The sequence below is a fragment of the Streptomyces sp. NPDC047028 genome (assembly GCF_040644095.1).
Lineage (GTDB): Bacteria > Actinomycetota > Actinomycetes > Streptomycetales > Streptomycetaceae > Streptomyces.
In genome coordinates this window covers 115,104-135,475 of record NZ_JBEYVS010000001.1, presented here as the reverse complement: position 1 = coordinate 135,475, position 20,372 = coordinate 115,104, and the positions used below count along the sequence as shown (strand labels likewise).

The 20,372-nt window shown below is 71.9% G+C and carries 18 protein-coding genes and 1 riboswitch; of the genes, 10 read left to right on the top strand and 8 right to left on the bottom strand.

Going from position 1 to position 20,372, the window contains the following annotated elements; all coding sequences use genetic code 11:
- Window positions 1–177 precede the first annotated feature (177 nt).
- The 5 genes from ABZ854_RS00655 to ABZ854_RS00635 all read left to right on the top strand — a co-directional run bounded on the left by ABZ854_RS00655 (window position 178) and on the right by ABZ854_RS00635 (window position 7,264).
- Window positions 178–1,416: a sensor domain-containing protein gene (locus ABZ854_RS00655; protein ID WP_361202253.1), complete on the top strand. Its 1,239-nt coding sequence runs from the start codon at window positions 178–180 to the stop codon at window positions 1,414–1,416.
- A gap of 359 nt (window positions 1,417–1,775) precedes the next feature.
- Window positions 1,776–3,131 (top strand): sensor domain-containing protein, encoded by a 1,356-nt coding sequence (locus ABZ854_RS00650; protein WP_361202251.1) that lies wholly within the window; start codon window positions 1,776–1,778, stop codon window positions 3,129–3,131.
- A 191-nt stretch (window positions 3,132–3,322) separates the two neighbouring features.
- Window positions 3,323–3,982: a response regulator transcription factor gene (locus tag ABZ854_RS00645; RefSeq protein ID WP_361202774.1), complete on the top strand. Its 660-nt coding sequence runs from the start codon at window positions 3,323–3,325 to the stop codon at window positions 3,980–3,982.
- 299 nt (window positions 3,983–4,281) lie between these two features.
- A complete protein-coding gene (locus ABZ854_RS00640) occupies window positions 4,282–6,210 on the top strand; it encodes a 2-oxoacid:acceptor oxidoreductase subunit alpha (RefSeq protein ID WP_361202249.1) in 1,929 nt (642 codons plus the stop codon).
- Entirely contained in the window at window positions 6,203–7,264 is a 1,062-nt protein-coding gene (locus ABZ854_RS00635) for a 2-oxoacid:ferredoxin oxidoreductase subunit beta (protein WP_361202247.1), read from the top strand. Before ABZ854_RS00640 ends, ABZ854_RS00635 begins: the two co-directional genes overlap by 8 nt.
- 28 nt (window positions 7,265–7,292) lie before the next feature.
- Here the strand turns inward: ABZ854_RS00635 and ABZ854_RS00630 are convergent, their stop codons facing one another.
- On the bottom strand, window positions 7,293–7,757 hold the full coding sequence (locus tag ABZ854_RS00630; RefSeq protein ID WP_361202245.1) for a helix-turn-helix domain-containing protein: 465 nt from the start codon (window positions 7,755–7,757) through the stop codon (window positions 7,293–7,295).
- Window positions 7,758–7,848: 91 nt separating this feature from the next.
- Between ABZ854_RS00630 and ABZ854_RS00625 the strand changes: the two genes are divergently transcribed.
- The 3 genes from ABZ854_RS00625 (at window position 7,849) to ABZ854_RS00615 (ending at window position 10,373) form a co-directional block, all read left to right on the top strand.
- Entirely contained in the window at window positions 7,849–8,703 is an 855-nt protein-coding gene (locus ABZ854_RS00625) for an SDR family oxidoreductase (RefSeq protein WP_361202243.1), read from the top strand.
- A 126-nt stretch (window positions 8,704–8,829) separates the two neighbouring features.
- On the top strand, window positions 8,830–9,864 hold the full coding sequence (gene rarD / locus ABZ854_RS00620; RefSeq protein WP_361202241.1) for an EamA family transporter RarD: 1,035 nt from the start codon (window positions 8,830–8,832) through the stop codon (window positions 9,862–9,864).
- A 38-nt stretch (window positions 9,865–9,902) separates the two neighbouring features.
- Complete coding sequence (locus ABZ854_RS00615; RefSeq protein ID WP_361202239.1) at window positions 9,903–10,373, top strand: VOC family protein; 471 nt, start codon at window positions 9,903–9,905, stop codon at window positions 10,371–10,373.
- A gap of 16 nt (window positions 10,374–10,389) precedes the next feature.
- On the opposite strand, the gene ABZ854_RS00610 is transcribed toward ABZ854_RS00615, so the two are convergent.
- Window positions 10,390–11,376 (bottom strand): hypothetical protein, encoded by a 987-nt coding sequence (locus ABZ854_RS00610; protein WP_361202237.1) that lies wholly within the window; start codon window positions 11,374–11,376, stop codon window positions 10,390–10,392.
- 195 nt (window positions 11,377–11,571) lie between these two features.
- Here ABZ854_RS00610 and ABZ854_RS00605 point away from each other — a divergent pair, with 195 nt between their 5' ends.
- The gene (locus tag ABZ854_RS00605) at window positions 11,572–12,165 is read left to right on the top strand and encodes an NAD(P)H-dependent oxidoreductase (protein ID WP_361202235.1); all 594 of its coding nucleotides are present in this window, start codon (window positions 11,572–11,574) and stop codon (window positions 12,163–12,165) included.
- 118 nt (window positions 12,166–12,283) lie between these two features.
- Here ABZ854_RS00605 and ABZ854_RS00600 read toward each other — a convergent pair whose 3' ends face one another.
- From ABZ854_RS00600 to ABZ854_RS00585, 4 genes are all read right to left on the bottom strand, one after another.
- The gene (locus ABZ854_RS00600) at window positions 12,284–13,234 is read right to left on the bottom strand and encodes an ABC transporter permease (RefSeq protein ID WP_361202233.1); all 951 of its coding nucleotides are present in this window, start codon (window positions 13,232–13,234) and stop codon (window positions 12,284–12,286) included.
- The gene (locus ABZ854_RS00595; protein WP_361202231.1) at window positions 13,221–14,213 is read right to left on the bottom strand and encodes an ABC transporter ATP-binding protein; all 993 of its coding nucleotides are present in this window, start codon (window positions 14,211–14,213) and stop codon (window positions 13,221–13,223) included. Before ABZ854_RS00595 ends, ABZ854_RS00600 begins: the two co-directional genes overlap by 14 nt.
- A 34-nt stretch (window positions 14,214–14,247) precedes the next feature.
- Complete coding sequence (locus tag ABZ854_RS00590; protein WP_361202229.1) at window positions 14,248–15,450, bottom strand: sigma-E factor regulatory protein RseB domain-containing protein; 1,203 nt, start codon at window positions 15,448–15,450, stop codon at window positions 14,248–14,250.
- Window positions 15,451–15,777: 327 nt separating this feature from the next.
- Complete coding sequence (locus tag ABZ854_RS00585) at window positions 15,778–16,788, bottom strand: polyprenyl synthetase family protein (RefSeq protein WP_129307458.1); 1,011 nt, start codon at window positions 16,786–16,788, stop codon at window positions 15,778–15,780.
- Between the two features lie 532 nt (window positions 16,789–17,320).
- A riboswitch (cyclic di-AMP (ydaO/yuaA leader) is annotated at window positions 17,321–17,504 on the top strand.
- Window positions 17,505–17,509: 5 nt separating this feature from the next.
- Between ABZ854_RS00585 and ABZ854_RS00580 the strand changes: the two genes are divergently transcribed.
- Window positions 17,510–17,998, top strand: a complete 489-nt coding sequence (locus tag ABZ854_RS00580) for a transglycosylase SLT domain-containing protein (RefSeq protein WP_361202227.1) — start codon at window positions 17,510–17,512, stop codon at window positions 17,996–17,998.
- Window positions 17,999–18,024: 26 nt separating this feature from the next.
- Here ABZ854_RS00580 and ABZ854_RS00575 read toward each other — a convergent pair whose 3' ends face one another.
- Together ABZ854_RS00575 and ABZ854_RS00570 are read right to left on the bottom strand one after the other, a co-directional pair.
- On the bottom strand, window positions 18,025–18,837 hold the full coding sequence (locus tag ABZ854_RS00575) for a Cof-type HAD-IIB family hydrolase (protein WP_361202225.1): 813 nt from the start codon (window positions 18,835–18,837) through the stop codon (window positions 18,025–18,027).
- Window positions 18,838–19,138: 301 nt separating this feature from the next.
- Complete coding sequence (locus ABZ854_RS00570) at window positions 19,139–20,341, bottom strand: FAD-dependent oxidoreductase (protein WP_361202223.1); 1,203 nt, start codon at window positions 20,339–20,341, stop codon at window positions 19,139–19,141.
- Window positions 20,342–20,372 lie beyond the last annotated feature (31 nt).

The window sequence follows — 20,372 nt, the reverse complement described above, 5'->3', positions numbered from 1 at the left end:
GGATCCCGGATGATCCGAGGATCCGTACGCAGGGGAGTCTAGGCCCCGATAAAGAGAGGGTAAGCAGCCTGTCACGCCGTGAGACGCGGGCCCCCCGGGGGGTGGGGTTTTCCCCCGGCGTACCGGGGCGGGGAACCGCATGGCGCGAGGGGTGCCCGGCACGGCAGGCTGACCGGTATGACCGCTCCCATTCCCGCCGCCGACCGGGCCGACGGCCACGACAGGTTCGGCGGCCTCGACCGGGCCGAGGGCCACCACGGGGCCGGCGGCTCCGACCGGCTGCCGCCGGCCCGGTTCGCCTACCCCGCGCAGACCTGGAAGGAGATCGCGCATCTCCTGCTGAACCTCCCGGTGGCCGTGTTCGGCTTCGTCTACGTGGTCACGGTGCTGTTCACCAGTGCCGCGCTCACCATCACCGTCATCGGACTCCCGATGCTCGCGGCCTGTCTGCTCGGCGCCCGGCAGCTGGGAAAGCTGGAGCGGACGCGGGCCCGGGCGCTGCTCGGGGTGCGGGTCGACGAGCCGTCGCCACTGCCCATCTCCAAGGGGCGCGGCGGTCCGGTGCAGCGGCTGTGGATGGCGTTGAAGGACCCCGTGGGCTGGCGGACGCTGCTGTACGACTTCATCCGGCTGCCGTGGGGCATCCTCACGTTCTGCGTCGCGCTGACTTCGCTGTTCGTGCTGTGGCCGGTGCTGCCGTTCCTGGCGCGGGGGCTGACCAACGTGGACCGGGCGATGGTGCGGGGCCTGCTGTCGCCGTCGGACGAGCTGGAACGCCGTATCGCCGAACTGGAGTCGGACCGGGGGGTCGTGGTCGACACGGCCGCCGCCGATCTCCGCCGTATCGAGCGGGACCTGCACGACGGCGCGCAGGCCCGGCTCGTCAACCTCGCGATGGGGCTCGGTCTGGCCAAGGAGAAACTGCTGGAGGACCCCGACGCCGCCGCGGCGATGGTGGAGGAGGCGCACGGCGAGGTGAAGCTGGCGCTCCAGGAGCTGCGTGACCTGGCCCGCGGCATCCACCCGGCCGTCCTCACCGACCGGGGCCTGGACGCGGCCCTGTCCTCGGTGGCCTCCCGCTGCACGGTCCCGGTGAAGGTGACCGCCGACCTGCCGACCCGGCCGGCGCCGGCCATCGAGGGCATCGCCTACTTCACCGTCTCCGAGCTGCTGCAGAACATCAGCAAGCACAGCGGCGCCCGGAGCGCCTCGGTCGACGTGTGGCGGGCGGAGCAGCGCCTCCTCATCCAGGTCCAGGACGACGGCCGGGGCGGGGCCCGGCTCGACGGCGGCAGCGGCATACGGGGCCTCGCGGACCGACTGGGCGCCGTGGACGGCCTGTTCGTCGTCGACTCCCCGCCCGGCGGCCCGACGGTGGTGACGGCGGAACTCCCCTGGCGGGACCGCACGGAATAGCGGCACGCCCCCGCAGGCGCCCGCGCGCCCACACCGGGCCACCGCGCATTCCCGCGCCACGTCACCGCGCGCCCCGCACACCGGGCCACCACATCCGCGCCCCGGGCCACCACGCGCCCTCGCCCAGGGCCGCCACGCGCCCCAGCGCCCGCCCACGGCGCGCCCCGCACCGATCCGCGCCGCACGCCCCGCCCCGCATCACCACACATCCCCCACCGGACCGGCCGGCGCCCCCCAAGGTGGGGAAAACCCCCCGCCCGAGACGCCGACGGACTCCATGGCTCGCGGGGCCGCGGTGCGGGAGCGTGGAGGTACGGCAGGAAAACGCCGCCAGGACGAGGAGAGACGGGACTCCACCGATGACCACGGAGTATGGGCACCACGGACAGTACGGCCCCTACGGGCAGCGGCGCGGGCAGGCCGGCACCGAGCGCCGCCACCGCATCCCCGCCCCCCTGCGCGCGCCCTTCGAGGGCCGCACCTGGCGCGAGCTGGGCCATGTGCTGCTGGGCTTCCCGGTCGCGATCGTGATGTTCGTGTGGTCGGTGACCATGGTCTCGCTCGGCGCGGGCCTGCTGGTGACCTTCCTCGGCATCCCGGTGCTGGCCGCCGCGCTCGTGGGCTGCCGGGGCTTCGGGGTGCTGGAGCGGGCGCGGGCACGGGCCCTGCTGGACCTGGAGGTGGCCGACCCGGAGCCGCTGCGGGCGCGCAAGCCCGGGGCGCTCGCCTGGATGGGTGCGGTCCTCAAGAGCGGCACCTCCTGGCGGCACCTGCTGTACACGCTGCTGCACTTCCCGTGGGCGGTGTTCTCGTTCACGGTGACGGTGGCGTTCTGGACGTACGGCTGGGCCGCGCTGACGTATCCGCTGTGGTTCTGGGTGTTCCCGGCGTACGCGGGCCAGGGCGGCATCCAGCTGTACGGCGACGCGCACCACAGCGTCTATCTCGACAACCCGTTCGAGATCACCCTGACCGCGCTGGTCGGGCTGCTGTTCACGCTGGCCACGCCGTGGATCGTGCGGGCGCTGACGACGGTGGACCGGCTGCTGGTGCGCGGTCTGCTCGGTCCGACCCGGCTGTCGGCGCGGGTGGTGGAGCTGGAGTCGGACCGCGGGGTCGTGGTGGACGCGGCCGCCGCCGACCTGCGCCGTATCGAGCGCGATCTGCACGACGGCGCGCAGGCCCGCCTGGTGGGCCTGGCCATGGACCTCGGTCTGGCCAAGGAGAAGCTGCGGGAGGACCCGAAGGCCGCGGCCCGCATGGTCGACGAGGCGCACGGCGAGGTGAAGACGGCGTTGCAGGAGCTGCGGGATTTGGCCCGGGGCATCCACCCGGCGGTGCTGACCGACCGCGGTCTGGACGCGGCCCTGTCCTCCGTGGCGTCCCGCTGCACGGTGCCGGTCAGGGTGGAGGTCGATCTGCCGGCCCGGCCGGCGCCGGCCATCGAGGGGATCGCCTACTTCACCGTCTCCGAGCTGCTCCAGAACATCAGCAAGCACAGCGGCGCCCGGTCGGCCTCGGTGGACGTGTGGCGCTTCGAGGACCGGCTGATGCTCCAGGTCACCGACGACGGCGTGGGCGGCGCGAACCCCGCCGGGGGCTCGGGCCTCGCCGGACTGGCCGGACGCCTGACCGCGGTGGACGGGATCCTCGTGGTGGACTCCCCGGCCGGCGGCCCCACCCGCGTCACCGCCGAACTCCCCTGGCGCGGCTGAACACCCGCGAGGGCGCCCGGGGAACCGGGCCCCCGCCCGCACCGAGTTCCTCACACCCCACGCGCCCGCGTGCGACGGCACCCCGAATGCTGGAATGCTGGACCACGTGACGGACGTACACAGGACGTACGCCGTTCGGGCACCGGGAAGACCGGGCAGGCTGTGGGGGGCCGAAGATCGTGGAGGACAGGGTGCGGGTGGTCATCGCCGAGGATTCGGTGCTGCTCAGGGAGGGCCTGACCCGGTTGCTGACCGACCGCGGGCACGACGTGGTGGCCGGTGTCGGGGACGCGGAGGCGCTGGTCAAGACGATCGCCGACCTGGACGCGCAGGGCGCGCTGCCCGACGTGGTGGTGGCGGACGTGCGGATGCCGCCGACGCACACCGACGAGGGCGTGCGGGCCGCCGTACGGCTGCGCAAGAGCCACCCGGGGCTGGGCGTGCTGGTGCTGTCGCAGTACGTGGAGGAGCGCTACGCCACGGAACTGCTGGCCGGCTCCAGCCGGGGTGTGGGCTATCTACTGAAGGACCGGGTCGCCGAGGTGCACGAGTTCGTGGACGCGGTGGTGCGGGTGGCCGAGGGCGGTACGGCGCTGGACCCGGAGGTCGTCGCCCAGCTGCTCGGGCGCAGCCGTAAGCAGCACGTGCTGACGGGGCTCACCCCTCGGGAGCGCGAGGTGCTGGGGCTGATGGCGGAGGGGCGGACGAACTCGGCGATCGCCCGGCAGCTGGTGGTCAGCGACGGGGCGGTGGAGAAGCACGTCAGCAACATCTTCCTGAAGCTGGGCCTGGCCCCGAGCGACGGCGACCACCGGCGGGTTCTGGCCGTGCTGACCTATCTGAACTCCTGAGCGGCTGACATTGTGTCAGCACGGTGTCAGGTCCGCCCGCTTCCGTGGAGTCCTCAGAACGTGATTCCGGGCCGCGGAGCGGGTGCACGGCGAGAACCGGACAACACGCGGCGAGCGTCTTCGAGCAAAGCTCCGGGGGGTCGGGAAATCATGAGCAGGCAGGGCGACAGACCGTCTCACCCAGCCGTCCATCATGCGGATGGTCCCGGGAAGGCGACCCTTACCGACGTAGGGTTGATCCTGGGACGGTCCGTGGGACGACCACGCCCGGACAGCCGCCTCGAAGGAGGTCCAGTTCAGTGACCAGCCAGGTCAGCAGCCCAGAGGAGCAGACCGACCAAGCAGTCGTCTCAGAGCAGCGCGCACCGGGTGGAGCGAAGGACGTGCGGCGCCTGGACCGGGTGATCATCCGGTTCGCGGGGGACTCGGGCGACGGTATGCAGCTCACCGGTAACCGGTTCACCTCGGAGACCGCGTCGTTCGGCAACGACCTCTCCACCCTGCCGAACTTCCCCGCCGAGATCCGCGCCCCCGCCGGCACCCTCCCCGGCGTCTCCAGCTTCCAGCTCCACTTCGCCGACCACGACATCCTCACCCCGGGCGACGCGCCGAACGTGCTGGTCGCGATGAACCCGGCCGCCCTGAAGGCCAACATCGGCGATCTGCCGCGCGGCGCCGAGATCATCGTCAACACGGACGAGTTCACCAAGCGGGCCCTGCAGAAGGTCGGCTACGACGCCTCCCCGCTGGACGACGGCTCGCTCGACGGCTACCACCTGCACCCGGTGCCGCTGACGACGCTCACGGTGGGGGCGCTGAAGGAGTTCGACCTCTCCCGCAAGGAGGCCGAGCGCAGCAAGAACATGTTCGCGCTGGGCCTGTTGAGCTGGATGTACCACCGGCCGACGGAGGGCACCGAGAGGTTCCTGAAGACGAAGTTCGCGAAGAAGCCCGAGATCATGGCGGCGAACATCGCCGCGTTCCGCGCGGGCTGGAACTTCGGCGAGACGACGGAGGACTTCGCGGTCTCCTACGAGGTCGCCCCGGCCGCGCAGGCCTTCCCGGTCGGCACCTACCGGAACATCTCCGGGAACCTGGCACTGGCCTACGGCCTGATCACCGCGTCCCGGCAGGCCGATCTGCCGCTGTTCCTCGGGTCGTACCCGATCACCCCGGCCTCGGACATCCTGCACGAGCTGAGCCGGCACAAGAACTTCGGCGTGCGGACCTTCCAGGCGGAGGACGAGATCGCGGGCATCGGCGCGGCGCTGGGCGCGGCGTTCGGCGGTTCGCTGGCGGTGACGACGACGTCCGGTCCCGGTGTCGCGCTCAAGAGCGAGACGATCGGCCTGGCGGTCTCTCTGGAGCTGCCGCTGCTCGTCGTCGACATCCAGCGCGGCGGCCCCTCCACCGGTCTGCCGACCAAGACGGAGCAGGCCGACCTGCTGCAGGCGATGTACGGCCGCAACGGCGAGGCGCCGGTCCCGGTGGTCGCGCCGAAGACGCCGGCCGACTGCTTCGAGGCGGCCCTGGAGGCCGCCCGGATCGCGCTGACGTACCGGACGCCGGTCTTCCTGCTCTCCGACGGCTACCTGGCCAACGGCTCCGAGCCGTGGCGGATCCCGGACCTGGAGGAACTGCCCGACCTGCGCGTGCAGTTCGCGTCCGGCCCCAACCACACACTCGACGACGGCACCGAGGTCTTCTGGCCGTACAAACGGGACCCGCAGACCCTCGCCCGCCCCTGGGCGGTGCCGGGCACGCCGGGCCTGGAGCACCGCATCGGCGGCATCGAGAAGCAGGACGGCACGGGCAACATCTCCTACGACCCGGCCAACCACGACTTCATGGTCCGCACCCGCCAGGCCAAGGTGGACGGCATCACCGTCCCCGACATCGAGGTCGACGACCCGGACGGGGCGCGCGTCCTGGTCCTGGGCTGGGGTTCGACGTACGGACCGATCACGGCGGCGGTACGGCGGCTGCGCGCGGCCGGCGACTCGGTCGCGCAGGCACACCTGCGCCACCTCAACCCGTTCCCGCGGAACCTGGGTGAGGTTCTGGCGCGGTACGACAGGGTCGTGATCCCCGAGATGAACCTCGGGCAGCTCGCCACACTGATCCGGGCGAAGTACCTGGTCGACGCCCACTCGTACAACCAGGTCAACGGCATGCCGTTCAAGGCGGAACAGCTCGCCTCGGCGCTGAAGGAGGCCATCGATGACTGACGCCACGAACGGGCTGCTGCAGCTGGTCCCCAAGGCCGAGGCCAAGCAGTCGATGAAGGACTTCAAGTCCGACCAGGAGGTCCGCTGGTGCCCGGGCTGCGGTGACTACGCGATCCTGGCCGCCGTCCAGGGCTTCATGCCGCAGCTGGGCCTGGCGAAGGAGAACATCGTCTTCGTCTCCGGCATCGGCTGCTCCTCCCGCTTCCCGTACTACATGAACACCTACGGGATGCACTCCATCCACGGCCGTGCCCCGGCCATCGCTACGGGCCTGGCCACGAGCCGGCGGGACCTGAGCGTGTGGGTGGTCACCGGTGACGGCGACGCCCTCTCCATCGGCGGCAACCACCTGATCCACGCCCTGCGGCGCAACGTCAACCTGAAGATCCTGCTGTTCAACAACCGGATCTACGGCCTGACCAAGGGCCAGTACAGCCCGACCTCGGAACTCGGCAAGATCACCAAGTCGACGCCGATGGGCTCTCTGGACGCGCCGTTCAACCCGGTGTCCCTGGCACTCGGCGCGGACGCGTCCTTCGTCGCCCGCACGATCGACTCCGACCGCAAGCACCTGACCGAGACGCTGCGCGCGGCGGCCGACCACCCCGGCACCGCGCTGATCGAGATCTACCAGAACTGCAACATCTTCAACGACGGTGCCTTCGACGCGCTCAAGGACAAGCAGCAGGCCGAGGAGGCGCTGATCCGGCTGGAGCACGGGCAGCCGATCCGGTTCGGCGCCGAGGGCTCCCGGGGCGTCGTACGGGACGCGGCCACCGGCGACCTGCGGATCGTCGACGTGACCCCGCAGAACGAGGCGGACCTGCTGGTGCACGACGCGCATGCCGCGTCGCCCACCACCGCCTTCGCACTGTCCCGGCTCGCCGACCCGGACACCCTGCACCACACGCCGATCGGCGTCCTCCGTGACGTCGAACGGCCGGTCTACGACACGCTGATGTCCGACCAGCTGGACGCTGCCATCGAACAGCACGGCAAGGGCGACCTGGCGTCGCTGCTGGCCGGCGGCGACACGTGGACGGTCGTCGGCTGAGCGCCGTTCTTCATCGTAAACGTCCGCTTCACGAGGCCCGGGACTTCTCCTCCCGGGCCTCGTCGTATGTCTGCGTCCTGGCCTCCGGGGCCTCGTACGTGCGGGCCTTGGGCTCCCGGGCCTCGTCGTAGGCCAGGCGGGCCTTCTCGATGTCGGCCAGGTGGGCGTCGGTCCAGCGGGCGAGCGCGCGCACCTGTTCGGCGGCCTCGCGGCCGAGGGCGGTGAGGGAGTAGTCCACGCGGGGCGGGATGACCGGCTTGGCGTCCCGGTGGACCAGGCCGTCGCGCTCCAGGGTCTGCAGGGTCTGGGTCAGCATCTTCTCGCTGACGCTGCGCCCCCACCGGCCGACGGCCCGGCGCAGCTCGCTGAACCGGTACGGCCGGTCGAGCAGCTCGATCAGCACGAGCACGCCCCAGCGGCTGGTCAGGTGCTCCATGACGAGGCGTTGCGGGCACAGGCCCCCGCCCTCCACGCTCTGGTTACTTACCGGCATGCCAGTACCTTACTTCAAGGTGGGTACTTTCCTTTGGTTAGCGCCTCACCTATGGTTAGTGCCAGACGCACCCACAAGGAGACCGCACATCATGAGCATCGTCGTCACCGGAGCCACCGGACACCTCGGCCGCCACGTCGTCGAGCAGCTGCTGGAGAAGGTCCCGGCCGAGCAGATCACCGCCGTCGTACGGGACGAGAGCAGGGCCGCCGACTTCGCGGCCCGGGGAGTGCGGCTCGCCGTCGCCGACTACAACGCCCCCGAGACCTTCGTCGGCCTGTTCGCGGCCGCCGACAAGGTCCTGCTGATCTCGGGCAACGAGTTCGCCAAGGGGCGGGTCGCGCAGCACCGGGTCGTCATCGAGGCCGCCAAGGCGGCCGGTGTGGCGCTGCTGGCGTACACGAGCGCCCCGGGCACCCTGACGGCCGCACTCGCGGACGACCACCACGGCACCGAGGAGGCGCTGCTCGCGTCGGGGCTGCCGTACACGCTGCTGCGCAACGGCTGGTACCACGAGAACTACACCGAGAACCTGGCCCCGGTGCTGGCCCACGACACGGTCGTGGCGGCCGCCGGCGAGGGCCGGATCTCCACCGCCTCCCGCGCCGACTACGCCGCCGCCGCGGTCGCGGTACTGACCGGCGAGGGGCACGAGAACCAGACGTACGAGCTGGGCGGCGACGCGGCGTGGAGCTTCGCCGAGTACGCGGCCGAGCTGAGCCGGCAGACCGGCAGGGAGATCACGTACTCGCCCGTGACCGTCGACGCGCTGACGGGCATCCTGGCGGGCGCCGGGGTGCCCGAGGCGCTGGCCGCCGTCCTGGCCGGGGTCGACGCGTCCATCGAGAAGGGCGAGCTGGTCGTGTCCTCCGGTGACCTCTCCCGCCTGACCGGCCGCCCGACGACCCCGCTCACCGAGGCCGTCACCGCCGCGCTCAAGGGCTGACCCGTCCACCGGCTGAGCACGAACCCCTGCCTGTCATGACCGTATGCCGATACGGGCATGACAGGCAGGGGTCTCCGGCGTTACCGTCTCTCTCGCGTGCGTGTGTGAGGTGAGAAGGAGGGGCCCGTGGCCGGGACGACCAGGGGTGAGCAGCGGACAGGCATGCTGAACGGCATAGCCGCGTACGGCCTGTGGGGGCTGGTCCCCCTGTTCTGGCCGCTGCTGAAGCCCGCCGGCGCGACGGAGATCCTGGCCCACCGGATGGTGTGGTCCCTGGTCTTCGTGGCCGCCGCGCTGCTCTTCGTACGACGCTGGGCCTGGGCCGGGGAACTGCTGCGCCAACCCCGGCGGCTGGGACTCGTGGTGGTCGCCGCCGCGGTCATCACCGTGAACTGGGGCGTCTACATCTGGGCAGTGAACTCGGGTCACGTGGTCGAGGCGTCCCTCGGCTACTTCATCAACCCGCTGGTCACCATCGCCATGGGCGTCCTCCTGCTGAAGGAGCGGCTGCGGCCCGCGCAGTGGGCGGCGGTCGGCGTCGGCTTCGCCGCGGTCGTCGTCCTGGCCGTCGGCTACGGACGCCCGCCGTGGATCTCCCTCTGCCTCGCCTTCTCCTTCGCCACCTACGGCCTGGTCAAGAAGCGGGTCGGCCTCGGCGGCGTCGAGTCGCTGACCGCGGAGACCGCGGTCCAGTTCCTGCCCGCGCTCGGCTACCTGATCTGGCTCGGCGCGCACGGCGACGCCACCTTCGCGACCGAGGGCGCCGGACACGCCGCCCTGCTCGCCTCGACGGGTGTCGTCACGGCGCTGCCGCTGGTCTTCTTCGGCGCGGCGGCGATCCGCCTGCCGCTGTCCACCCTCGGACTGCTCCAGTACCTGGCGCCCGTCTTCCAGTTCCTGCTCGGCATCCTGTACTTCCACGAGGCCATGCCGCCCGAGCGCTGGGCCGGCTTCGCCCTGGTCTGGCTCGCCCTGACCCTGCTGACGTGGGACGCGCTGCGCACCGCCCGCCGCACGGCCCGCGCCCTCGCGACGGCGAGGGCGGCGGAGGCGGTGCTCGCTGCGGAGAGTACGGTCGCCGCAGCCGTTCCCGGTGCAGAGGCCGCCGTGGCGGACGGCGAGAGCGGGCTCGGCCTGGCGGACGAGGTCGGCGCGGGCTGAGTGCCGGTCCCGCTGTATGTGGTCTATATGTGGTCGGCATGACACAGACGCCCACCCCCGCCCCGCTGCACTTCAAGCTCGTCATCGACGCGGCCGACCCGCACACCCAGGCCGACTTCTGGGCGGCCGCCCTGCACTACGAGCCCGAGGACAACAGCGCGCTCGTCGAACGCCTGCTGGCCGCGGGCGCGCTGCCCGGCGCGGCCACCGTCGAGTACCACGGCCGGCCCGCCTTCCGTGACCTGATCGCCGTACGGCATCCCGGTGACCCGCACGACGAGACCACCGGTACCGGCCTCGGACGGCGGCTGCTCTTCCAGCGCGTGCCGGAGGCGAAGACGGTGAAGAACCGGCTGCATCTCGACCTGCACGCACCGGAGGGCCGCCGCGCGGACGAGGTGGCCCGGCTGGAGGCCCTGGGCGCGCGGATCCTGCGCGAGGTGGACGAGCCGGGCGGGCGGTGGACCGTGATGTGCGACCCCGAGGGCAACGAGTTCTGCGTCCAGTGACCGCCGGCGGGCCGGCCTACGGCCGGGCCGCCGCCTTGGCGGCACGGTCGGTCAGCCGGACCATGCGGGCACGCGCGGATTCCAGCGGCTCCGGGTCGCTCGCCGCTGGCCCCGGCTCCGCCGCGAGGTCCGTCCACAGGTCGATCAGGTCGCGGCCCAGGCGCAGCCCCTCCTCCGGGTCACGCACGGCACGCCAGGCGGTCGCCGCGCTCCGCACGTTGTCGTAGGCCGCGTCGGCGTCCGACGCCCGCCTGCGCTGCCCGGCGAGGTCGAGGGAGAGCCGGAAGGAGCGGATCGGATCGCCCGCCAAGTAGGCGATGTAAGCGGTCAGTTCCCGCAGGTGCAGCACCTCGACATGGTGCGGGCCCAGCACGGCGGACGCCTGCTCGACGGTACGGTCGGCCAGGTCCGCCGCCTCCTCGATACGACCGTCCCGCACCGCCTCGTTGATCCTGGCCAGCGGCTCGGCGAGCAACTCGGCGCCCTCGGCGGTCTCGGTGAGCGGCCCGTCCCCGAGCACCTCCTCGGCCACGGCGTCGAACCCGCGCGCGGGGGTGGGAGCGGAAGAGGAGGAGGAAACCGGCTCCGGGTCGTGCAGGGGTGCAGGCGGCGTGGGGGTGGGCGGCGGTGTCATGGCGGGGGCCGGCGCGAACTCGCCGGTGGGCGCCGGCGCCGGTGTCACGCGCGGAGCCGTCCGCCGGCCCGGCGAAGCCACCCGCATCGGCCTGCCCGCGACCTTGCTGGCACCGTCCGCGCTCACCTCCAGCGGCACCACGCAGCCGGCGCCGTCGTCGTGGACGGTGGCGTGTATCGAGCCGCCCAGGCTGATGGCCAGGCGCTGGAGGTGGTCGAGAACCGCCTGCTGGACCTCGACGCCCGGGGCCACCACGACCGGTGTGCCGTCGACCGTCGCCGTGCCCGTGCCGGACACCCGGACGCTCACCATCGCCGGATGGGCCGCGGGCTCCTGTGCCCGCTCCTTCTCGAAGCTGAGTCGAGACATCGGTTTCCTCACTCCCCCGGCGTCACGATCCGGTCGTACGCGTCCTACCGACCAGTCTGTCCGCTCAGCTCGGCTCCCACGTCACCGCAACGTCACAGCCTCGCACCAGGGAACCTGGACCTGATCGCATGCGTGTGCATATGATGCGCACGCCTTTATTCGTCGGGCATCATCCATCTCATCCCTGGGGGACCCATGAGCCGCCGCTTCCTCTTCGTGCTGGGCAGCGCCCGCACCGAGGGCAACACCGAACTGCTGGCCCGCCGGGCCGCCGAACAGCTACCTCCGGACGCCGAACAGCGCTGGATCCGACTCGCCGACCACCCGCTGCCGGACTTCACCGACCTGCGGCACGACAGCGACCACGTCCGGCCGGCCCCGGACACCAACGCCGGACTGCTGCTGGACGCCACGCTCGCCGCGACCGACATCGTCATCGCCTCCCCGCTGTACTGGTACTCGGTCTCCAACCTCACCAAGCGCTACCTGGACTACTGGGCGGGCTGGCTGCGCACCCCGGGCGTCGACTTCAAGGCGACCCTGGCCGGGCGCACCCTGTGGGGCGTCGCCGCGCTCGCCGACCGCGAGCCGTCCGTCGCCGACCCCCTGGTCGACACGCTCAACAACGGAGCCGCCTACCTGGGCATGCGCTTCGGCGGAGTCCTCCTGGGCAACGGCACGGCCCCCGGCGACGTACTGAAGGACACCGAGGCCCTGACCAGGGCGAAGACGTTCTTCGCTCACAACCCGCCCCCGGCCCGCTTCCCCCACCAGACGCCGACCACCTGAGCGATCCTGTCAGCGCCCCAAAGGGGCGCGGGGCTGTGTTTGATATGCGGCTCCGCCGCGTGAGCGCGACAAGCCCCCACCGGCCCGCACCGAACACGCGCCCCCGCCGGAGGCCCCCTCACACGGTGATGTCCTTCGTCGTGAACCGCGCCCACGCCAGCGACCCGAAGACCGCCGCGTACAGCCCTTGCAGCGCGAGGTTCTTCGTCAGGTCGTCCCAGTAGACGGGATCACGCATCAGGTCGGCGAAGGACAGCCAGTAGTGGGAGAAGAAGTACGGCTGCAGGGCGTGCAGCTGGGGGATCTGGTCGAGGATCTGGACGGTGATGAGCAGGCCGACCGTGGTGGCCATCGCCGCGATCCCGCTGTTGGTCAGGGTCGACACGAACAGGCCGAGGGCGGCGACCCCGACCAGTGACAGCGCGACGACCAGGGCGATGAGCAGCGCCCGGCCCAGCCCTTCACCGAACCCGATCCGGGTCCCGGAGATGGTCGTCAGGTCGCCGAGCGGGAACAGCAGCGCGCCGACGATCAGGGCGGACACGGCGACGACCAGCGTGGCCAGCAGGCAGAAGGCCAGGACGGTCGTGTACTTGGTGAGCAGCAGGCGGGTACGGCCGGCCGGGGCGACCAGCAGATAGCGCAGCGTCCCGGCACTCGCCTCGCCCGCGATCGCGTCGCCCGCGACGACGCCGACCGCCATCGGCAGGAAGAACGGCAGGGTCGCCGCGAGTGCCGTGAACACCAGGAACAGGCCGTTGTTGGTGATCTGCGCGATGAACGCCGGGCCGCCCCCGTTCCCGCCGCCCGCCGACGAGCCCCCGCTCGTCTCGACCTTCACCGCGATCCCGACCAGGACCGGTACCGCCGCCAGCACCCCGAGCAGCGCAAGGGTGCGCCAGCGCCGGACCGTGGTGGCCAGTTCGCTGCGCAGCAGCCCGAACGTCCACAGCGGACTCGGCCGCCGCCCGGCCGGAGCCCGAGTCTTCCGTGCGCCCGGTGACCCGGCCTCCACCCCCTCCGTCGCCTCCACCGCCCCCGGCACCTCCGCCGGCTCAGCCCGCGACATCGAAACCCTCCCCCGTGAGCGCCACGAACGCGTCCTCCAGGGAGGCGCGTTCGAGCTGGAATCCGCGGACCCGGACGCCCGCCGCGACGAGGGCCGCGTTCACCTCGGCCAGGTCCCGCTCCGGCGGCTCGCCGGTCACCCGGTCGCCGTCGGCGGTCACGTCGCCCACGCCCTGCTCCTTCAGCACCCGGGCCGCCTCGCCGGGATCCGGTGTGGTCACCACCAGCCGGCCGCGCGCCCCGGCGGCCAGGTCGGCCACCGCGCCCTGCGTGATCAGGCGGCCCCGGGCCATCACCGCCGCGTGCGTGCACACCTGCTCGATCTCGTCGAGGAGATGGGACGAGAGGAAGACGGTCGTACCGTCGGACGCCAGTTCCCGCACGAGTGCCCGGATCTCCCGCATGCCCTGCGGGTCGAGGCCGTTGGTGGGCTCGTCCAGGACCAGCAGCCGGCGCGGCTGGAGCAGCGCGGCGGCCAGGCCCAGGCGCTGCTTCATGCCGAGCGAGTACGCCCGCGCCCGCTTCCCCGCCGCGGCCGTGAGGCCCACCCGGTCCAGCGCGGTGGCGACCCGCGCACGCCGGGTGCGCGGGTCGGCGGTCGGGTCCGCGGCGTCGTAGCGCAGCAGGTTGTCCCGGCCGGAGAGGAAGCCATACAGGGCGGGACCCTCGATCAGTGCGCCGACCTCGGGGAGGACGGTGCGCGCCGAGCGGGGCATGGGGCGACCCATGACGCGTACCGTGCCCGAGGTCGGCTCGATCAGGCCCATCAGCATGCGGATGGTGGTGGTCTTGCCCGAGCCGTTCGGGCCGAGGAAGCCGAAGACGCTGCCCGCCGGGACGGTCAGGTCGAGTCCGTCCACGGCGAGCTGGCCGCCGTGGTAGCGCTTGGTGAGGCCGCGCGTGGCGATGACGTGCGCCGCGGTGTCACCCTCCCGTCGGCGCTCGACGGCGTTCCGCTCCGTGACGGACCGTCCGTCCATCGGCTCCCCCTCCACTCGTCGTGCCCGGGAAGGGTCACTTCCCTTCGTCGGCCGCCTTCACCAGGGCCTCCTTGGTGACCGCGCCGGCGTACACCTTGCCGTCGTCGGTGATGAGGGCGTTGACCAGGCGGGTGGAGAACACCGTGCCCTTGCCGAACGAGCCCGAGACCTGGTCACCGAGCGAGCCGAGGAAGCCGCCCAGGTCGCCGCCCTTGGAGCCGGTCGGCAGGCCGCCCCTGGAGCCGGTGTCGAAGGTGGCGATGGAGGTCCAGCCCTTGCCGAGCACCTTGGCGCCCTCCATGCCCTGGGCGAGCCCGCCGCCGGGCTTGCCGGCCTCGTGCCGCGGTGCCTTGTGCTCCTGCTTCCCCTCGGTGACCTTCGCGCCCTTGGGCGGGGTGAAGTCGAAGGTGGAGGCACCCGGCGCGGAGAAGGAGACCTGGGTGAAGCCGGCGTCGAGGACGGCGGCGCCGCCGCTCTTCGGCGTCAGCGTGAACTTCAGCGGCATGCCGGTCTTCGCATCCACCGCGATGCTGATCGCGCCGACCGTCGTACCGGACTGCTTCGGTGTGATCAGCAGCTTGTAGGCGTCGCGCCCGGCGACCCGTTCGGTGCCGTCCACGGTGACGGCCGTGGTGTCGTCGACCGACTTCAGGGCCTCGTCGGCGAAGTCCTTCGGCGTGGCCGGCGGCTCCGCCCGGTGCTGCTTTCCGGAGTCGGCGGCGGTGGAGTGGTAGACCTCGTTGCTCTTGCTGTCGTAGCCCCAGACGTCCTTGCCGTCGTGGATGAGGCTGTACTCGGAACCGCTCTCCAGCAGGGACAGCTTCTGCTTGTCCGGGCCGTTCTCGGCCACGCGCAGGGTGTGCGTACCGGAGACGAGTTCGGTCAGTTTGGACTGCGGGTCGGCGGACGAGCCGTCCCCGTCGCCCTTGGCCATGCCGGACGCGAGGCCGCCCTCCAGGCCGCCCAGGTTCGGCAGTCCGAGGTCGGTGCTGAACCTCACGGTGCCGGACAGCTGCTGCACGTCCGACTTCGCGATCTTCTCGATGAGCTGCTGGGCGGTGATCTTCGGCAGGTCGGGGTCGCCCGAGGCGGCCAGCGCCGGGACCAGCCCGATCGTGATCGCCGCCACCCCCACCACCGCGACCGGGACCGCGTACCGTGCTGCCTTGCGGCGCGCCGAGGGCCGGTCCTCGTCGTGCGCGGCGCCCGCCACGTCGTCGGTTTCGTACGGTGCCATGTGTGCCCTACCTCCGTCGTCGGCGGCGGCTGTCGTCACGCTGGTCCCCCTGAGCCGCCATTCTCACCCGAATCGGTGAGGAGTGGTGATTTCCGTGGTTTCCATCTCACCAAATCGGCCGTGAGGAAGCGTCAGACCTCGGAGCCAACTCGTGTACGACTGCGGTATGACATGCCGGGGCGGCATCTCCCCCGACCCGTAGGGGTCGTACGGGAGACACCGCGGGTGCGGGTCGGACACGGCGGGACCGTGCACGGCGGACCGTGTACCGCGGGACCGCGGCTGCCTACGCCGAAGGGGCGGACGGGCGTTCAGGCGTCCGGCCGTTCAGCCCGCGCGGTGCACCACGGCGTCGCACAGTTCGAGCAGCGCGGCCTTGGAGTCGCACTCGGGCAGCGGCGCGAGCGCGGAGCGCGCCTCCTCCGCGTAGCGGACGGTGTCGCGGCGGGCCTGCTCCAGCGCGGGGTGCGCGCGCAGCGCGGCGAGCGCCTCGGCGTGCCGGGCGTCGTCGCTGAGGTCGGAGTCGAGCAGCGCGCACAGCGCGACGTCCTCGGCCAGCCCGAGCCGGGCAGCCCGCTCGCGCAGCCGGAGCACGGGCAGGGTCGGGATGCCCTCGCGCAGGTCGGTGCCGGGGGTCTTGCCGGACTCGTGGGAGTCGGAGGCGATGTCCAGGACGTCGTCGGCGAGCTGGAAGGCGACGCCGAGCCGTTCGCCGTACTGGGTGAGGACGTCGACGACCGTCTCGTCGGCGCCGGACATCATCGCGCCGAACCGGCACGAGACGGCCACCAGCGAGCCGGTCTTGCCGCCCAGCACGTCCAGGTAGTGCTCGACGTGGTCGCGGCCGTCCGTGGGGCCGGCGGTCTCCAGGATCTGCCCGGTCACCAGCCGTTCGAACGCGAGGGCCTGCACCCGGACCGCCTCCGGCCCGAGGTCGGCGAGGATCTGGGAGGCGCGAGCGAAGAGGAAGTCGCCGGTCAGCACGGCGACGGAGTTGCCCCAGCGGGTGTTGGCGCTGGCCACACCGCGTCGTACGGCGGCCTCGTCCATCACGTCGTCGTGGTACAGCGTCGCCAGGTGGGTCAGCTCCACGACGACGGCGGACGGGACGACGCCGGGTGCGTAGGGGTCGCCGAACTGTGCCGCGAGCATCACCAGGAGCGGCCGGAACCGCTTCCCGCCGGCCCGGACGAGGTGCTGCGCGGCCTCCGTGATGAACGGGACCTCGCTCTTGGTGGCCTCGAGCAAGCCTTCCTCGACAGCCGCCAATCCGGCCTGGACATCGGCTTCCAGAGCCTGGTCCCGCACGCTCAGCCCGAACGGCCCGACGACGGTCACGAGGGGTCTCCTGTCTGCTGGTGTCTGCTGGCGATTACACGGTTTGTCGATAGGTCGCTGCCATCACTCAAGTCAGCGTATCCGGTCAGCTTTCGATCACCGCTAGCGCCCACCGCTACAGGCCGGGCCGTACCGGACCACTCCCGGCAGGCCCGCGATCGGATGACAGAAACGGACATTTATCGACTTAACGGATTCCGCGAGATTTGCACAAAAGCACGCATCCCCGAGAACCACGGACACGGATGGCGGCATTCCGGGACGAGCAAATCCCCCATGTCTGATTTTGCATAATTTGCCATTTCGTGAATTGGGTCACGCGAGCCCCGTACCGCCCCATGGCGCACCTCCTCCACATCCCCCCTTGCGTCACCGGCTAGTTGAGGATTGGCGGCTGCAAAGGATCAAGTACTCGAAACGGTACAGACCAAGGTCAACTGACGCGTTGTGTGAATCCGGTACTTGTTCCCGACATGTGCTCTCGCATACGTTCCCGGCCGTCGGACGGACGCCGAATCCTGCCACCGCCCGACACCACCCATCGACGAACTCATTTCGTGTGGCAGGAGCGGGGGACCCAGGTAAGTCGCCGGACCGGACGGCAGTCGTCGTACCGGAACGGCTTGGGGTGAAGTCGTGCCGCCGTCCGCGCGGCGCGACCGGGCACCTCCCCGCCCGAACCCGACAGCTCACCTCGCAGGCGACGGAGAGGAACATCCCCATGTCTGCTGCCGCCCAGCACCGCCGCCCCCGCACCCGCCGCCTCGTCCGCACCCTCGCCGTCGCCGGCACCGGCGCCGCCGTCCTCGCGCTTCCCCTCATCGGCGCCACCAGCGCCTCCGCGGCCACCGCCACCTCCGCGACGCCCTCCACCACCCTCGCCGGCTACCCGAACAACCTCGACGGCTGGATCCGCGAGTCCCTGGCGATCATGGCCGAGCGGCACATCCCGGGCACCTACGACGGCATCTACCGCAACGTGATGCGCGAGTCCTCCGGCAACCCCGCCGCCATCAACCTCTGGGACTCCAACGCGGTCGCCGGCACCCCGTCCAAGGGCCTGCTCCAGGTGATCGACCCGACGTTCACCGCCTACCACGTGCCCGGCACCTCCTTCGACCCCTACGACCCGGTCGCGAACATCACCGCCGCCTGCAACTACGCGGCCGCGCGCTACGGCTCCATCGACAACGTGTTCGGCGCGTACTGAGGCCGGCGATCCCAGGCCTGGACTCGTCAGAGGCTCGGGAACAGTCTTTCGAGGACGACGGCGATGCCGTCGTCCTCGTTCGACGAGGTGACCTCGTCGGCGACCGCCTTCAGCTCCGGATGGGCGTTCGCCATGGCGACACCGTGCCCGGCCCACTCGAACATCGGGATGTCGTTGGGCATGTCCCCGAAGGCGACCGCCCGCTCGGCCGCCAGGCCCAGGTGAGCGGCGGCCAGCGCGAGACCCGCCGCCTTGGTGACCCCGCGCGGCTGGAGCTCCACGGTCCCGGGGCCCGACATGGTGACCGTGGCCAGCGAATCGACCACACCGCGCGCGATGGTCGCCAACTCGTCGTCCGACAGGGTGTGGTGGCGCAGCAGCACCTTGCTGATCGGCGCGCGCCACAGGTCGTCGCGCCGGCCGACCCGCACGGCCGGCAGCGTGGGGTGCGGCATCCGGTACCCCGGCTCGATCAGCGTGAGCCCGTCCACGCCGTCCTGGTCGACGGCCGCGTACACCTGGCCCACCTCGGCCTCGATCTTGCCGAGCGCGGTCTCCGCCAGCTCCCGGTCCAGGCGGACCGACCACAGCAGACGGCCGGCGCCGACGTCGTACACCTGCGCGCCCTGTCCGCACACCGCGAGCCCCGTGCAGCCCAGCTCCTTGAGGAGCGGCCGCACTCTGGGCGCCGGGCGGCCGGTGACCACCAGGTGCCGTGCCCCGGCGCGCGCCACCCGCGCGAGCGCGGCGCGCGACCGTTCGGAGACGGTGTCGTCACCGCGCAGCAGCGTTCCGTCCAGGTCGGTGGCGACGAGTGAATATGCGGGGGAGGCGGCCATGATCAGAGAATACGGACATCGCGCCCCACCCACTCACCCTGTCTTTTCGCTCAGTTGTGTGCCCGCTGCCCCCAAGTGGTGCCCACGGGCCCCGTGATGGCGCGCACGGGACCGGAGGCGTGCGGGACGCGGGGGGGCGGGAGTTGCGACGGACCGGCGCAAGGGTTGCGGGGCGCATCCCCCGGCGGCGGCCCACGGGGGGGCGTCCTTCGGCGACGGTCCACGGGGGGCGTCCTCCGGCGGCGGTCCGCCGGGCGCGCTCCGCCGCGGCCTTTCGCCGGGGACGGTCCGGCGGCGGCCCTCAGCCGTGTGCCGCCGACAGGTGTTTCGTCAGCCGTGGGGAGGCGAACTCCGTGCCGCAGACGAACCGCATCACCGGCCCGAACGAGGCCGCCGCCGGAAGGCCGGTGAAGTACAGGCCGGGCACGGAGGAGACGTAGCCGGCTCCGAGCCTGGGCGCGCCCCGGCTCACCGCGAGCCGCGTGCGGAGCTCGGGACCGAGGAAGTCCATCGCCGCGATGTCCACGCGGTAACCGGTGGCCGCGATGACGTGGTCGGCGGTCAGCCGCTCGCTGCGGCCACCGTGCGTGCGGACGGTGAGCACGGGACTGCCGTCCGGCGCCTCCGCGCCCGCCACCCGGGCTACGTCCGTGACGTGCACGGTGCCCTCGAAGCGCTCGCGCAGCCACCAGGCGCCGAGCGGGCCGAGGACCCGGCGGACCAGATAGTGCCGGGTCTGCTCCGGGAGGAAACGGTAGGGGTCGGCGTAGTAGCTGAGTGCCCACAGGGACCACGCGCGGCCGAACGGCGACTCGGGGCGGAGCCTCGGCTGGTTCCACGGCGGCGCCCCGAAGGCGACCCGGCCGCGTCCGCGCGCCACCACCCGCACCCGGGCCCCCGCCTCCGCCGCCAGCGCCGCCGTCTCCAGCGCGGACTGACCGGCGCCGATGACGATCAGGTCCTTGCCGGCGAAGCGGCTCAGGTCGTGGTGCTGGGAGCTGTGGGAGAGCGGGGCGGTCGGGGCGGGCCCGTCGGGCGCGGCCCCCGCCAGCTCCGCCGGCAGGTGTTCCAGCCCCGACAGGCCGGTGGCGACCACCACCGCGCGGGCGGTGAACAACTCCCCCGAGTCCAGTTTCAGTTCGAAGGCGCCGCTCTTGTCCCGGTCCACGGAGACGACCCGCACCCGCTCCAGGCCGGGCACCAGCTTCTCCTGGAACCACTCGCCGTAGCCGATGAACGTGTCCGCCGGGATGATGTCCTCGTCGGTCACCAGGCGTCGGATGCCGGCGGCGTCACAGTAGTCGCCCAGGGTGTGGCCGGGCTGCGGGCAGTCGAAGCTGGAGGCGACCGGGGTCGACTTCAGGAGCATGCCCTCGGGCATATGGGCGCGCCAGCTGACCATGGTGTCGCCGAAGACGCGGACGGGGATGCCGCGCGCCCTCAGGTGGGCGGCGGTGGACAGGCCGAACGGCCCGGCCCCGATGACTGCAACCGGTCGGATCACGAAGTCCCTCCCCAGGAACGCGGTGCGCCAC